This window comes from Ruegeria sp. AH12, from assembly GCF_056541465.1.
Genome location: NZ_JBQFYL010000007.1, coordinates 96,267 through 111,313, shown reverse-complemented (window position 1 = coordinate 111,313; position 15,047 = coordinate 96,267). Strand labels below are relative to the sequence as shown.

Annotated in this window: 17 protein-coding genes; 12 read left to right on the top strand and 5 right to left on the bottom strand. The window is 59.0% G+C overall.

What is annotated here, in order from left to right; genetic code table 11:
• Window positions 1-2: 2 nt before the first annotated feature.
• Window positions 3-290: a YggT family protein gene (locus ACR0EL_RS12815; protein WP_170533946.1), complete on the bottom strand. Its 288-nt coding sequence runs from the start codon at window positions 288-290 to the stop codon at window positions 3-5.
• A 130-nt stretch (window positions 291-420) separates the two neighbouring features.
• Between ACR0EL_RS12815 and ACR0EL_RS12810 the strand changes: the two genes are divergently transcribed.
• From ACR0EL_RS12810 to smpB, 10 genes are all read left to right on the top strand, one after another.
• A complete protein-coding gene (locus ACR0EL_RS12810) occupies window positions 421-1,788 on the top strand; it encodes an MFS transporter (protein ID WP_480500280.1) in 1,368 nt (455 codons plus the stop codon).
• Window positions 1,785-2,648, top strand: coding sequence for a penicillin-insensitive murein endopeptidase (gene mepA / locus ACR0EL_RS12805; RefSeq protein ID WP_480500278.1), 864 nt, complete (start codon window positions 1,785-1,787; stop codon window positions 2,646-2,648). Before ACR0EL_RS12810 ends, mepA begins: the two co-directional genes overlap by 4 nt.
• Complete coding sequence (locus ACR0EL_RS12800) at window positions 2,621-3,505, top strand: esterase-like activity of phytase family protein (protein ID WP_480500277.1); 885 nt, start codon at window positions 2,621-2,623, stop codon at window positions 3,503-3,505. The genes mepA and ACR0EL_RS12800 overlap by 28 nt, the downstream gene beginning before the upstream one ends.
• Before the next feature lie 91 nt (window positions 3,506-3,596).
• The gene (locus ACR0EL_RS12795) at window positions 3,597-4,244 is read left to right on the top strand and encodes a queuosine precursor transporter (protein ID WP_480500276.1); all 648 of its coding nucleotides are present in this window, start codon (window positions 3,597-3,599) and stop codon (window positions 4,242-4,244) included.
• A 263-nt stretch (window positions 4,245-4,507) separates the two neighbouring features.
• A complete protein-coding gene (gene arfB / locus ACR0EL_RS12790) occupies window positions 4,508-4,927 on the top strand; it encodes an alternative ribosome rescue aminoacyl-tRNA hydrolase ArfB (protein WP_480500274.1) in 420 nt (139 codons plus the stop codon).
• 60 nt (window positions 4,928-4,987) lie between these two features.
• Entirely contained in the window at window positions 4,988-5,734 is a 747-nt protein-coding gene (locus tag ACR0EL_RS12785; protein ID WP_480500273.1) for an SDR family oxidoreductase, read from the top strand.
• Window positions 5,735-5,815: 81 nt separating this feature from the next.
• Complete coding sequence (locus ACR0EL_RS12780) at window positions 5,816-6,829, top strand: P1 family peptidase (RefSeq protein WP_480500271.1); 1,014 nt, start codon at window positions 5,816-5,818, stop codon at window positions 6,827-6,829.
• A gap of 111 nt (window positions 6,830-6,940) precedes the next feature.
• A complete protein-coding gene (locus ACR0EL_RS12775) occupies window positions 6,941-7,354 on the top strand; it encodes a c-type cytochrome (protein WP_480500269.1) in 414 nt (137 codons plus the stop codon).
• Window positions 7,355-7,552: 198 nt separating this feature from the next.
• A complete protein-coding gene (gene idi / locus ACR0EL_RS12770) occupies window positions 7,553-8,095 on the top strand; it encodes an isopentenyl-diphosphate Delta-isomerase (protein ID WP_353008698.1) in 543 nt (180 codons plus the stop codon).
• A gap of 57 nt (window positions 8,096-8,152) precedes the next feature.
• The gene (smpB, locus tag ACR0EL_RS12765) at window positions 8,153-8,629 is read left to right on the top strand and encodes an SsrA-binding protein SmpB (protein WP_170379480.1); all 477 of its coding nucleotides are present in this window, start codon (window positions 8,153-8,155) and stop codon (window positions 8,627-8,629) included.
• Between the two features lie 9 nt (window positions 8,630-8,638).
• On the opposite strand, the gene ACR0EL_RS12760 is transcribed toward smpB, so the two are convergent.
• From ACR0EL_RS12760 to panB, 4 genes are all read right to left on the bottom strand, one after another.
• Window positions 8,639-9,055 carry a VOC family protein gene (locus tag ACR0EL_RS12760; protein ID WP_480500267.1) on the bottom strand — a complete coding sequence of 139 codons (417 nt, stop codon included), beginning with the start codon at window positions 9,053-9,055 and terminating at the stop codon, window positions 8,639-8,641.
• A 39-nt stretch (window positions 9,056-9,094) separates the two neighbouring features.
• A complete protein-coding gene (glpK, locus tag ACR0EL_RS12755) occupies window positions 9,095-10,573 on the bottom strand; it encodes a glycerol kinase GlpK (RefSeq protein WP_480500266.1) in 1,479 nt (492 codons plus the stop codon).
• Window positions 10,574-10,645: 72 nt separating this feature from the next.
• On the bottom strand, window positions 10,646-11,497 hold the full coding sequence (panC, locus tag ACR0EL_RS12750) for a pantoate--beta-alanine ligase (protein WP_480500265.1): 852 nt from the start codon (window positions 11,495-11,497) through the stop codon (window positions 10,646-10,648).
• Window positions 11,494-12,333 carry a 3-methyl-2-oxobutanoate hydroxymethyltransferase gene (gene panB / locus ACR0EL_RS12745; RefSeq protein WP_480500264.1) on the bottom strand — a complete coding sequence of 280 codons (840 nt, stop codon included), beginning with the start codon at window positions 12,331-12,333 and terminating at the stop codon, window positions 11,494-11,496. Before panB ends, panC begins: the two co-directional genes overlap by 4 nt.
• Before the next feature lie 170 nt (window positions 12,334-12,503).
• Here panB and ACR0EL_RS12740 point away from each other — a divergent pair, with 170 nt between their 5' ends.
• The gene (locus tag ACR0EL_RS12740) at window positions 12,504-13,991 is read left to right on the top strand and encodes an ABC transporter substrate-binding protein (protein ID WP_480500263.1); all 1,488 of its coding nucleotides are present in this window, start codon (window positions 12,504-12,506) and stop codon (window positions 13,989-13,991) included.
• A gap of 22 nt (window positions 13,992-14,013) precedes the next feature.
• A complete protein-coding gene (locus tag ACR0EL_RS12735; protein WP_480500262.1) occupies window positions 14,014-15,033 on the top strand; it encodes a hypothetical protein in 1,020 nt (339 codons plus the stop codon).
• The last annotated feature ends 14 nt before the right edge of the window (window positions 15,034-15,047 follow it).

Below are 15,047 nucleotides of genomic sequence, written 5' to 3'. Positions count from 1 at the left end.
GGTCAGTAGAAGAACGCGGCATTGTTGGCCAGAATGATGCGCAAGGAAAAAACACCAAGCAGCACGATCAATGGCGCCAAATCCAACCCGCCCATCGGCGGCAGGAGGCGTCGAATGGGTGCGTAGATTGGCTCTAGCAAGCGGTTCAGCCCGTACCAGATCTGCGCCACAAGTTGTTGGTGAAGGTTAAGCACCTGAAAGTTGATCAGCCAGCTCATGATCACATGGGCGATCACAATGAACCAGACAACGCTCAGCAACATTTGCAAGATTTGGTATAGAGACTGCATCGGGCACTCCGTTCGTTCACCGGCTGAGACGTAAGCGCCCCAGCGTCAAAGAGCAAGTCTGCACCAACCTAAAGCTTGCGAAACGGGTCAAAGCCTCGTCTTATGACGTCAAAGAACAACAGGGGCAGAGATGGCAGAGATTTCCAGGCGGAAGCGCATTTGGGGTTGGTGGTTCTTTGACTGGGCCAGTCAGCCCTATCACACTTTGTTGGTGACCTTTGTTTTCGGTCCCTATTTCGCCGGGGTGGCGGCCGGCTATTATTCGGGCACGGGCTTGGATGCCGAGGCCGCCGCTGCGCAGGCACAAACCGTCTGGGCGAATTGCCTGACCATTACCGGATTGATCATCGCCTTTGGTGCCCCGTTGCTGGGGGCTATGGCCGATGTGTCGGGGCGGCGTATCCCGTGGATTTTCGGCTTTTCGGTGATGTACGCGGTGGGCTCGGCAGCGCTGTGGTACACGATGCCGGACGGATCGAACATGTGGCTGATGTTGTCGGCTTTTGGGTTGGGATTTGTCGGCGCGGAATATGCTTTGATCTTCATCAACTCTCAGTTGCCTGACTTGGGCGACGACAGTGAAGTGGGTGAGATTTCGGGCTCGGGTTTTGCCTTTGGCTATTTCGGCGGTCTGATCTCGCTGGCGATCATGCTGGCGCTGTTCGTGGAACAGCCCAACGGCAAGACGCTGATCGGGATGGACCCGTTGTTTGGGCTGGATGCGGCGCAACAGCAGGGCACCCGCTTTGTTGGGCCTTTCACGGCTGGTTGGTTCGTCCTGTTCATGGTGCCGTATTTCCTCTGGGTCCGCGATGATGCGCCTGCGGATAAAAAGGGCAGTATGGGTGAGGCGCTGAGCCTGCTTGCCAAATCCATTTCGAACCTGCGCCATCGCCTGAGCCTGGCCAGCTATCTGGGCTCGTCCATGTTTTATCGTGACGCGTTGAACGGGCTTTACAGCTTTGGCGGTGTCTATGCCCGGTTGGTGCTGGAATGGGACCTGATCAAGATCGGCGTGTTTGGGATTGTCAGCGTCCTGGCCTCGGCGATCTTTGCGTGGATCGGCGGCAAGATGGATAAAAAGTATGGCCCAAAGCCGGTTATCCTTGTGGCGATCTGGGTTCTGATCTTTGTGTGTGTGACCGTTGTGTCGATGGACCGAACGCAGGTTTACGGCATTTCGTTGCCCGAAGGGTCGGGCCTGCCCGATATGGTCTTCTTTGGTTGTGGAATCCTGATTGGCGGCATGGGTGGTATCCTGCAGTCGGCCAGCCGGTCGATGATGGTACGCCATACCGATCCTAAAACCCCGGTCGAAAGCTTTGGGCTGTATGGTCTGTCGGGCCGCGCCACGGCCTTTGCCGCACCCCTTCTGATCGGGATTGCAACAACTATGACCGGCAGTGCACGTCTGGGGGTGTCACCCATCATTCTGTTGTTTATTCTGGGTCTCATACTGATGCGCTGGGTGAAACCGGAAGGGGATCAGAGCAGATGATTTTAAGACGTTTTTTAGTCGCTTTGGCCGCACTTGTACTGGCAAGCACTGCGACGGCTGAACCTTTGGCGAAACAGCTGTTTGGGGCGAAACGGGTCAGCTCACAGCAAAAACCAGCCGCCTTCGGCAGTTATTCGCGCGGATGCGCCGCCGGATCGGTGCAATTGCCCGAAACCGGGCCGACATGGCAGGCCATGCGCCTGTCGCGCAACCGCAACTGGGGGCATCCTGTTGCGATTGACTATGTGCAGGACCTCAGCCGGTTTGCCGCAAAGCAACCGGGGTGGAACGGCCTTTATGTCGGGGATATCAGCCAGCCAAGGGGCGGGCCGATGACATCGGGTCATCGATCTCATCAACTGGGTCTGGATATCGATATCTGGATGCTGCCAGGCGGCGATATGCGCCTGAGCCGCAAAGCACGCGAGAACCTTTCGTCGATTTCCCTGCGTCGCTCGAACGGGGCCTTTGTGAACAACAACTGGACGAAACAGCACCACGAGATCTTGCGCGCGGCAGCGAAAGACAAGCGCGTGGCGCGGATTTTTGTCTTTCCAGGGGCCAAGGTTCAGATGTGCAAGGACGAGAAAGGCAATCGCGCCTACTTGCGCAAGATCAGGCCCTGGTGGGGGCATCACTATCATTTCCACGTGCGCCTGAACTGTCCCAGGGGTTCAAAAGGCTGCGTTAATCAGGATCCGATCCCCAAGGGTGATGGCTGCGCCCAGGCGCAGGAATGGGTGAACAACATTCTCAACCCTCCGCCGCCCAACCCGAATGCGCCTGCCCCCAAGAAACGCCGGGAATATGTTCTGGCCGATTTGCCCAAACAATGCGCCGCCGTTTTATCGTCAAACTGATTGCTGCATGTCTGTGTGCCGGGTCGGTTGGGGCGGTTGAGGTCAAAACCGCCGCCCAGCTTGGCAGTTATGTCTGGAGGGACAACGCCGAGTGGTTCGGCGGTTTCTCGGCGATTCATGTTTCGGATAAGGGGCGTCATCTTACTGTTTTAAGCGACCGCGCGACTCTGATGACGGCGCGTGTGGATCGTGATAGGGATCAGGTATCCGACATTCGCATTTTGGGCCATTGGCCGGTCTTATCCAGTACCGGCCGCATCATGCTGGGCTATGCTGGTGATTCCGAAGGGATCGCCATGGCCCCGGATGGTGGTTTTTACATCTCTTTCGAAGGTGTTCACCGCGTCGCCTATTATCCGGCGCCGGGTACAAACGCCCGCGTCCTGCCGCGGCCCAACGCTTTTGATGATTTGGAGCGGAATGGATCGTTCGAGGGTCTGGCGATCGACGACACGGGCCGCCTGTATACGCTCACTGAAAAAAGCCGCACAATAGCCGGTGATATCCCGGTCTATCGCTGGGATGGTCAGGCCTGGTCGACGCCTTTCGTGCTGCCGCAACGTGGTCAGTTCCAACCTGTTGCAGCCGATTTCGGCCCCGATGGCCGGTTCTATGTGCTGGAACGGACGGCATCCATTACCGGGTTTCGGTCGCGTCTGCGGCGGTGGGATGTCTCTGACGATACCCCAGAAGCAGAGGAAATCCTGATCGAGACCAGCAAAGGCACGCATGACAATCTGGAAGGCCTATCCGTCTGGCGCGACGATCAGGGGCGACTGCGCGCCACGATGATCTCGGACGATAACTTTCTGGCGCTGCAGCAGACCGAATTGGTCGAATATCTACTGCCCGATTGACAGGTGCAGGGCAAAGGTCTAAACGCACGGCTTGCCTTGGGATGAACCCTTGGCCAAGTCGCCGCTACCTTGTCAAAACGGGCATCTGAAAATGCAACGCTCTTATATTCCCGGCATCCTTGCCATGGCCGCCATTGTCGTGGCCTCGAACATTCTGGTCCAGTTCCTGATCCTTGATGGATTGCTGACCTGGGGTGCTTTCACCTATCCGCTGGCCTTCCTGGTCACCGACATCATGAACCGCGTCTATGGCGTGGGTCCGGCCCGCAAGGTCGTTTTCGCCGGGTTTGTCACCGGTATCATCTGCTCACTGATCGGTAGCCAGATCATGCTGCAGGGCGATGGTTTCACCTATGCTGCAGTGCCGTTGCGGATTGCGGTCGCGTCCGGCACCGCCTTCCTGATCGCGCAGCTGACCGATGTGACTATCTTCAATTCGCTGCGCGGTGGCCGCTGGTGGCGTGCTCCGCTGGTCTCGACCCTTGTCGGATCGGCGCTGGACACGGCGATCTTCTTTACGCTGGCCTTCTCGGCCTCGGTCACCTTCTTCGGCGCAAACGCCGATGCCGCGATCAACTGGGCATGGGAGCCTGTGCCGTTCATGCTGTCCGGACCGGTGGCTCCGCTCTGGGTTACGCTGGCTTTCGCGGATTGGTTGGTAAAGCTGTCACTGGCCCTGATTGCCTTGATCCCGTTCAAGGTGATCGTCGGCCGTCTGACCGCCGCACAGCCTGCCTAAAAAAGTGCTTTGAGAATGGCGCATCTTGTGTCAGGCTCAAAGTTAACCGCAACAGATAGAAAAGGAGGTGATCCAGTGTCAAGAAAGAGATTGGAGAGAGGTGTCGGAACAACCGGGGGGATCGCCTGCTAGGGCAGCCCTTGGCGGAGCGCTCGCTCCGGCTGGTCGATTGATCTAACCGACCCAACCTCCTGAACTTTCGAAGGGCCGTCCCACCGGGGCGGCCCTTTCTGTTTCTGTGCGGCCCTTGTAAGGTCCGCCTCATGTTGCGCATCACCGACGATATTATCCTGCAAGACTGGGAAATGACTGAAAGCTTTGTACGCTCCTCCGGTCCCGGTGGGCAGAACGTCAACAAGGTCTCGACCGCTGTCGAACTGCGGTTCGAAGCCGCGCGTTCACCATCGCTGCCCGAGCCGGTGAAGAACCGCCTGAAACGGCTGGCCGGGCGACGCTGGACCAAAGATGGGGCGATCATCATTCAATGTGAGGAAACCCGCAGTCAGGCCCGCAACCGCGAGATCGCGCGCACCCGATTGGCTGAGCTGATCGCCCGAGCACTGGTCAAACCCAAGCGGCGGATTGCCACCAAGCCTACCTACGGTTCGGTCAAACGCCGTCTGTCCGCGAAAAAGGCCCGTGGCGACGTCAAGGCGCTGCGGGGGAAAGTATCTGAAGATTGATCTGGTATCTCGCCGACCCGTTGATACTCTGACCCGCAAAAGCGGCAGGAGGGTAACGCCATGAGGCTGGAGGGGAAAACGGCAATCGTAACCGGCGGCGCGTCCGGGTTTGGGGCCGGGATCGTACAGACGTTTCTGGCTGAGGGCGCGCGCGTGATGATCGCTGACATCAACGGCGACGCGGCGCAAGATCTGGCCGCGCAACTGGGTTCTGACGCCATGGCGCAGCAAGTGGATGTTAGCGACGGCGCGTCGGTTCAGGCGATGGCCGGCGCGGTCGAGGCCGCATATGGGCAGCTCGATATTCTGGTTAACAACGCTGGCGTCACCCATCTGCCCACCCCGCTGGAAGACATCAGCGAAGAAGACTTCGACCGTGTCTTCAACGTGAACATGAAGTCCGTTTACCTGACTGCCCGCACCTTTGTCCCGGCGATGAAGGCGCAGGGCGCGGGGGCGATCCTAAACGTCGCCTCAACCGCCGGGCTGTCGCCGCGCCCCAATCTGAACTGGTACAATGCCTCCAAGGGCTGGATGATCACCGCGACGAAAACCATGGCTGTCGAACTGGCCCCTTCGGGTGTGCGCGTCAACGCCATCTGCCCGGTTGCGGGGGAAACGCCACTGCTGAAATCCTTCATGGGTGAAGACACGCCCGAGATTCGCGCCAAGTTCCTCTCAACCATTCCGCTCGGTCGTTTTTCAACCCCTCAGGACATGGCCAATGCCGCCCTGTTCCTCTGCTCGGACGAGGCCAGCATGATCACCGGCACAGCGCTAGAGGTCGACGGTGGCCGCTGCATCTGATCCGCTCTTCTTCTGTTCAAAAATACCTCCGCCGGAGGCAGCGCGCGCGAGCGTGCTTTCGGCCCAATACCAAAGGCAAAAATGACCCCAGGACCCCGAAACCTGATCACCGATGTCCCTGGCCTGAAGGTCGGTAACGCACAGGATGCCGATCTTAAATCTGGGACAACCATCCTCACGGCGGACGCGCCATTCACCGCCTCGGTTCATGTGATGGGCGGCGCGCCCGGAACACGCGAGACCGATCTGCTGGCCCCCGATAAATCGGTCGCCCATGTCGACGCGATCGCCCTGTCTGGCGGATCAGCCTTTGGGCTGGACGCCTGCTCCGGCGCGTCAGATGCGCTAAGGGCCCAAGGCCGGGGATATCCGGTCGGCAACGCTGCGGTCCCTATCGTCCCCGGCGCGATCCTGTTCGATCTATTGAATGGCGGCAACAAAGACTGGCCCGAAAACCCCTACCGCGCATTGGGGCAGCGCGCTTTTGAGACGGCCAGCGAAGACTTTGTACTAGGCACAGCTGGCGCAGGAACCGGTGCCTTGGCTGCGATGCAGAAGGGCGGGTTGGGCTCGGCTTCAGCAGTGCTGGACACGGGCATCACGGTGGGTGCACTTGTTGCGGCCAATCCGATGGGGAGCGTTACCACCCCCGGCGACCGGCATTTCTGGGCGACACCATTCGAACAAGGTGAGGAATTTGGCGGTTTAGGTCCTGATCCGCGCGCCGGATTGGGCCAGCCGGATGCGAGCCGCAAGGCCAGCGCAATGCGGGCCGATCCCGAGAGATCGAATACCACAATCGCCATTGTTGCCACCGATGCGGCCTTGTCAAAATCTCAATGCTACAGGCTGGCCGTCGCCGCGCATGATGGCATCGCGCGCGCGGTTTTGCCTGCCCACACACCGGGGGATGGTGATTTGGTTTTTGGCGTCAGCACAGGCAAGGCGCAGTTAGCCAATGATACCGAACTTGGAATGATCGGCCATGCGACTTCGCTCTGTCTGGCGCGGGCCATCGCGCGCGCGGTCTACCTCGCCTCACCCGCGCCTGGCGACCTGCTACCGTGCTGGTCACAGCTCAACCAAACCGGCTAGGTCCGGCGTTTTGCCACAGCGACACAGACCCGCGCGCGGCAATCTGCGCGTTGACTCACTGGCGCTCCAAAGCTCCTTCTAGGCCAGCCACGTAAATCTGGAGCAAAGACAATGAATCGTTTCCTCGCCACCACAATCGTCGGCCTGCTTGCCTTACCTGTTTATGCAGAAGGGGATGCAGAGGCGGGCAAGAAAGCCTTCAACAGATGCAAATCCTGCCACATGATCGCCGACCCTGCGGGTGATGTGATTGTAAAAGGCGGCAAAACCGGACCAAACCTTTACGGGGTCGCAGGCCGTACCGCAGGGACCTTGGAAGGGTTCAAATACGGTGACAGCATCGTCGAAGCCGGTGAAAACGGGCTTGTCTGGGACGAAGAAACCTTTGTCGCCTATTCTCAAGATCCCAGAGCCTTCCTCAAAGAATACTTGGATGACACTGCGGCCAAGTCAAAGATGAGTTTCAAACTGAAATCCGGTGGCGAGGATGTCTATGCCTATATCCTCAGCGTATCAGGCGAATAAGATTTCAGATGACCCGATGACATATCGAAAAGCCGCCGCACCTGCGGCTTTTCGTAAGGTTGATAATTCGACCGATCATTGCCATTTTGTCCCAACGCGGCCCGATCCGGGGCCGACGGGCCCCGATGCCAAGCCGATCCGGCCATAGCACCACATCAAAGTTCGCCAGTCCGATGGATCGGCATCAGGAGACGACATATGGGAATCATGATCCCGGCTTGGGTTGATGGCGAGTTGACCCCCGTGGACAAACTAGAGGCGCATGAAAAAGGCCTCAGGCACAAGGCTGTCTCTGTCTTTGTGGTGCGCGGTACTGAGATCCTGATGCAGCGCCGGGCGTTGGGCAAGTATCACACCCCGGGCTTGTGGGCGAACACCTGTTGCACCCATCCTGACTGGGACGAAGGGGCCTCAGCCTGCGCAGTGCGCCGTTTGCGCGAAGAACTCGGGATCACCGGACTGTATCCCGAGTACCGCCATCGTCTGGAGTATCATGCCGATGTGGGCAACAACCTGATCGAGCATGAGGTGGTGGACGTTTTTCTGGCGCACGTACGCGGCCCGCTGAAGATCGAGCCGAACCCGGACGAAGTGATGGATATTCGCTGGATCGATTATCACGATCTTCTGGCTGAGGTGCAGCGCCACCCGGAACGCTTTACACCCTGGCTCAAGATCTATCTGCACAACCATTCAGATACAATTTTCGGCCCGGACCTGATCATTTCCGCACAATCCTGATACCAAAGCCTGCGCTGGCCTTGCATGGCGGGTTCAAGCCGCCTAAATCAACGCGTCATGGCTAAGCAGAAGACCGATCCAAACTACAAAGTGATCGCCGAAAACAGGCGTGCCCGCTTCGACTACGCGATCGAAGAGGATATAGAGTGTGGCATTATGCTAGAAGGGTCCGAGGTCAAATCCCTGCGGGCCGGTGGATCGAATATCGCCGAAAGCTATGCCTCGGTCGATGATGGCGAGTTGTGGCTGATCAACAGCTACATCGCGCCGTATGAGCAGGCCAAGGTGTTCAAGCACGAAGAGCGCCGCCGCCGTAAGCTGCTGGTCTCGCGCAAGGAATTGTCGAACCTGTGGAATGCAACGCAACGCAAGGGCATGACACTGGTGCCGTTGGTTCTGTATTTCAATCACAAGGGTCGGGCGAAGCTGAAGATCGGGATCGCCAAGGGTAAAAAGCTGCACGACAAGCGCGAAACGCAGGCCAAGCGCGACTGGTCACGCCAGAAGCAGCGCTTGATGAAGGATCACAGCTAGCTCGCGACGTTAGTCATCCCGCCCGGGTTCATTTGGATTGCTGGAGAACAGAGCAATCTTGTTGCCCTGCGGATCACGCAGGTATCCGACATAGAATCTGGGTCCATAAGCGGCACGAAAGCCTGGCGCGCCTTCGTCGGATCCGCCAGCAGCCAGCGCGGCGGTATGCAGATCACGTACCTGCTGCTGATTTTGCGCCTCGAATGCGGTCATTGACCCGTTGCCTGCCGAGGCGGGTGCTCCGTCAAAGGTGGGTTTGACATAGAACTCGGGCAACACCGGTGATTGGTCCGGTTCCACTGGCAGGGCATAGCTTAGACCTTCCGGCCCTTCCTCAAGCTCATAGCCCAGCGCAGGCATGAAGGCTGAATAGAACCGCTTGGCCCGTGCGACGTCATCGGTGCCGACAGTGACATAGCTGATCATTGTATCCCTCCTCGTCGTGGAAGCCCAAGACAATAGACTTTAGAATGACATGGCCGCCTGTACAGCACGTTGCCAGCGGGCATAGGCGGCATCGCGGGCATCCTGCGCCATCTGGGGCTCAAAGCGTTTATCAAGCTGCCAGGTCTGGGCGAACCCGGCCTGATCAGGATAGACGCCCGCTTTCATTCCGGCCAGCCATGCAGCGCCCAATGCGGTTGTTTCCTGCATCACCGGGCGATCCACCGGAGCCCCCAGACAGTTCGACAGGCCCTGCATGGTCCAGTCTGACGCGCTCATCCCGCCATCGACACGCAGTATCACATTGGCCTCGGCGCCCCAATCGCCTTGCATCGCGTGCCACAGGTCACGGGTCTGGTAGGCGATGCTGTCCAGCGTGGCGCGGGCAATCTCGGCCCGGCCTGAATTGCGGGTCAGCCCGAACATCGCGCCCCGGCAATCAGGCTTCCAATAGGGCGCACCAAGGCCGGTGAAGGCGGGGACCAGAACCACATGCTGAGTCGGGTCGGCCTGCGCCGCTAGATCGCCGCTTTGCGGGGCGGCATCGATTATTTTCAGCGCATCCCGCAGCCATTGCACCGCAGCCCCCGCGATAAAGATCGAACCTTCCAGCGCATAGGTCTTTTGCCCGTCTAACTGATAGCCAATGGTGGTCAGTAGACGGTTTTTTGAGGCGACGGGCTGCGCGCCCGTGTTCAGCAGCGCAAAACACCCAGTGCCATAGGTTGATTTCATCATGCCGGGTTGGAAGCAGGCCTGACCGATCGTGGCGGCCTGCTGATCCCCTGCGACACCCAGAATTGGGATGTTGCCACCCAGCAGAGACGTGCTGCCAAAATCAGCCGCGCAATCCAGCACCTCTGGCAGCATCGTCAAGGGCACGTCCAGTAGATCACAAATCTCAGTGCTCCATTCACCCTTGTGAATGTCGAACAGAAGGGTGCGTGCGGCGTTGGTTGCATCGGTGACGTGGCTACGCCCTTCGGTTAGACGCCAGATCAGAAAGCTGTCGATGGTGCCAAACAGCAGCTCTTGGGCTGCGGCCCGGTCGCGGGCTCCGTCGACGGTATCCAGAAGCCATTTGACCTTGGTGCCCGAGAAATAGGGGTCCAGCAGCAACCCGGTTTGGGCCGTCACGTCATCCTCGCACCCGGCCTGTTTGTAGCGGGCACAAATCTCGGCGGTGCGACGGTCCTGCCAGACGATGGCGTTGTGGATGGCTTTGCCAGTGGTCTTGTCCCAGACCACGGTGGTTTCGCGCTGATTGGTGATGCCGATCCCGGCGATCTGGTCGGCCGAGACGCCGCTGGTCTCCATCACCTCACGGCAGACGGTCAGAACGCTGTCCCAGATATCCTCAACATCATGTTCAACCCAGCCTTCCTGCGGAAAATGCTGGGGAAATTCGCGCTGGGCGGTGCCGACGGCCTGCATTTGTGCGTCGAACAAGATCGCGCGCGAGGACGTGGTGCCCTGATCGATTGCCAGAATATAGGTCATTGCCTGCGCTCCTCCCCCGCATGGTTTTGCGGGACTTTAGCGCAAACACTCGCGCAGGGGCCAGAGCAGAAATCAGGCCACCGGAACAGCGATATTGTCGATCAGGCGCACGCCATCGGCCCATGCGGTGATGAACAGCCGGGCCGGGCGTGATGCGTTGGGCAGGGGCTCAAGCGTTTCGGCACAACGCAGGTCGATATATTCCACCTCGGTGAACCCAGCGGCCAGCAGGTCATCGCTAGCTTGCTCTGCAAGTGGTTCGAAGGGTGCGCCGGCGGCGAGTTCTTTGGCCATCGCTTGCATAAGCGTGTTCTTTCGCGCTGCGATCTCAAGCCCTTTGGCCGACAGCCGCAGGTTGCGCGATGACATGGCCAAACCCGAGGGCTCGCGGACCGTGGGGCAGCCCACAACTTCAACGGGGATGTCCAGATCACGGGCCATACGCCGGACCACCAGCAGTTGCTGATAGTCCTTTTCCCCGAAATAGGCCTTATCCGCCTGCGTTTGCAGGAAAAGTTTGGCAACCACAGTGGCAACGCCATCGAAATGGCCGGGGCGGAAGGACCCTTCCATCACATCAGTGAGGCCGCCGACGGTCACAGTGGTTGAAAAGCCTGCCGGGTAGATTTCATCAGGATCGGGCACATAAATCGCATCAACACCGTACGGGACCAGCTTTTGCGCATCCTCGCTCTCGGTACGCGGATAATTGGCCAGATCTTCGGGGTTGTTGAACTGTTTGGGGTTCACAAAGATCGTGACGATCACGCGGTCGGTGCCTGCCTTGGCGGCCTGAACCAGTGACAGATGCCCCTGATGCAGCGCGCCCATTGTGGGCACAACGCCGATGGATTCGCCCTTGCGGTGCCATTCGGTCGTCAGCGCGCGCAGATCGGCCAGCCGACGCAGGATCGGTGCGGTCATACCTTTGGCCCTTTGGCAGGGGCCTGATCGGCAAAGACATGTTCATCCGCCGGGAAACTGCGCGCGCGCACCTCGGCGGCGTATTCGGCTATCGCGGCTTCGGCCAACGGGCCCAGTTCGGCATAGCGTTTGACGAATTTCGGTTTGAACGCCGTGAAAAAGCCCACCATATCGTCAACCACAAGGATTTGCCCATCGCACCCGGCAGAGGCTCCGATACCGATGGTCGGGATTGCGACATCAGCAGTGATCTGATCGGCCAGATTTTGCGGAACTTTCTCTAGCACGACGGAAAACGCGCCCGCCTCGGCCACCGCATGGGCATCGGCCAGCACGGCATGCGCTTGGTCATCCCGGCCCTGAACTTTGTACCCGCCCAGCGTGTTGATCGACTGTGGAGTCAATCCGATATGGGCCATCACCGGAATGCCGCGCTTAACCAGAAAGCGGATGGTCTCGGCCATCTCGACCCCACCTTCCAGCTTAATAGCCCCCGCACCGGTTTCAGCCATCAGGCGGGCGGCATTGCGGAATGCATCGGCAGGGGAATGTTCATAACTGCCAAATGGCATGTCGATGACCATCATTGCACTGTCCAACCCACGGGCAACGGCCTGCCCGTGCAGGATCATCATCTCCATCGTCACGCCAAGGGTCGATTCCAGCCCGTGCAGCACCATGCCAACGCTGTCACCCACCAGCACAAAATCGCAATGGGTGTCCATCAAACGTGCCATCGGGGTGGTATAGGCGGTCAGACTGACCAGCGGTTCGCCCCCTTTTCGGGCGCGAATATCTTCGGCGTTTGGGGCTTTTTTCCGGGCGGTGACGCTCATGGTCGCTCCTCGCGGGGTTCATGTTGCAGTGCGGCATAACAGATCGAACAGGGCCCACGAAACCCCGGTTGCGCGAACATTTCCTTGAATGACCTTAGGTTTAAAGGAACACTGGGTCCAGAAAAGCCCGCAAACACGCGGCTGCGTTGACTTCAACGGGGAGAGTTTCCATGACTAAGCAGGTGTTTCGAACCTTTGGCTCGGTGCTGGCGTTAAGCGCCGGATTGCTGGCAACACAAGCGATGGCCCAATCGGACATTACAATCGCCATGCAGCTGGAGCCGCCTCATCTGGACCCGACCAGCGCGGCTGCTCAGGCCATCGATTCGGTGGTCTACACCAATATCTTCGAAGGTCTGACCCGGTTCATGGGCGATGGTTCGGTCGTGCCGGGGCTGGCGGAAAGCTGGGAAATCTCGGATGACGGCACCGTCTATACCTTTAAGCTGCGCGAGGGTGTGAGTTTTCACGACGGCAGTGCGATGGATGCTGAGGATGTCAAATTCAGCCTTGATCGCGCAATGGCAGAAGACAGCGCCAACGCGCAGAAGGCTCTGTTTGCCGGGATTCAAAGCGTCGAGGCGGTGGATCCGCTGACCGTCAAGGTGACCCTGTCCGAGCCTAACGGCAATTTCCTGTTCAACATGGCCTGGGGTGACGCGGTGATCGTGGCCTCTGAGAGCATCGATGATATCAAGACAAACCCAGTAGGGACCGGAGCCTTTGCCTTTGGCGAATGGGTGCAGGGCGACGCCATCACATTGAACCGCAATCCTGACTATTGGGGTGATCAGCCTGCACTAGAGAGTGCGACGTTCAAATTCATCTCGGACCCGACCGCTGCTTTTGCCGCCATGATGGCCGAAGATGTGGATGTTTTCGACAATTTCCCCGCGCCCGAGAACCTGCCTCAGTTCGAGGCTGACCCACGGTTCCAGGTTCTTGTTGGCTCGACCGAGGGTGAAACGATCCTGTCGACCAACAACAAGCAAGCGCCGTTTGATGATATTCGCGTCCGGCAGGCTCTGGCTCATGCAATTGACCGTCAGGCGATCATCGACGGGGCGATGTTTGGCTATGGCACGCCCATCGGCACCCATTTCGCACCGCATAACCCGGCCTATGTCGATTTGACCGGGCAGTCTGCCTATGATCCGGAAAAGGCCAAGGCTATGCTGGCTGAGGCCGGGTTTGCCGAAGGCTTTGAGACTACGCTGCACCTGCCGCCGCCCTCCTATGCGCGCCGGGGTGGAGAGATCATCGCAGCTCAATTGGCCGAGGTTGGGATCACCGCCGAGATCATTAATGTAGAATGGGCGCAATGGCTGGAATCGGTTTTCAAGGGCAAGGATTTCGGCCTGACCATCGTCAGCCATACTGAGCCGATGGATATCGGTATCTATGCGCGGCCCGACTATTACTTCCAATATGAAAGCACGGATTTTCAGGCCCTGATGGAGTTGCTGAACACCACCACTGACCCCGAGGAACGGGCACGGTTGATGGGCGAAGCGCAGCGCCTGATTTCCAACGACTACGTCAACGGGTACCTGTTCCAGTTGGCTAAACTGGGTGTGGCCAAGGCAGGCGTACAAGGGCTGTGGCAAAACGCGCCGACGGCGGCCATTGATCTGACAGCGATCAGCTGGGCGGAGTAGCGTTCAGCCTAAGGGAAGGCCTATGATCAAACGCTCTTTCCTCGCCTTGATGGTCCTGGCGCAGCTTTGTGTTGCGCCATCCGCATCTGCAGAGACTTCTTTGGATGCGGCAATAGCCTTGTGGCTGGGCGGTGATGACGCCAAGGCGTTGCCGATGCTGGCGGCGCTGGCGGCGTCTGGCAATTCGGATGCGCGTTTGTTGCTGGGCCGGATCGAAACCACGGATCTTGGGCCATCCCCGTTTCGACAAAGCCTTGAGCCCGCCCAATCTCGCGCCCTGTTCCGGCGCAACGACAATAGCAATTTCGGCACATCTTGGCTGATCATCGAGGCCGCCGAGGGGAATGCACTGGCGCAGGCCTTGCTGCGATCCAGGCAGCCTCAGCCTGATCCCGATCAGGTGAAGCGCCTCAACGATCTTGGTGAACATCAAGCCACAGATTACCCAACGCGGATCGTTGCCTTGTATGGCAGTCAGGCGATGCGGGATGAGTTGCGCGCCTATGACGGGACCATGGACGATCTGCAGCCCTATCTGGCCTATCTTTCGGACAGTCCCGAGCCGCGCGGGGACGGCTTGGCTGCGCTGCGTCATATTCAGCCCGACCCGGTTTCGGCAAACTCGGAACAGGCGCTTGGTATGGCTGGTGTTTTGGCTTTGGGACTGGGTTATGGCGATCTGTCACCGGGCAACCCGTGGCGGCCCGCCGTGGAAAACTGGCTGATGACAGCCGAGGCGACGCGACCCATCGCGCAACTGTGCAACACGCATTGTTCGGCAGAGGCTGCGGCTTGTTCCTTTGCCTTCCTTACGCTGCTGGGTGGGTACTTCGAGGTGATCCGCATGGACAGCCCCCTTGAGACGGTGATCTCACAATTGCAGTTTCTGGACAGCCCGCGCGCCCGGTTGATGGTGTTACGTCGGGCGGCTTTGGCACGTACCGAAACCAATCTGGAAACGCTGGCCGAATCGGCCCCTGCGCAAGAGCTTTCGGCCTGCGCCGTCGATCTGGTTCGGCAAGAGCAGCGTAAGTATAACTAGCCGCTGGACCCGGG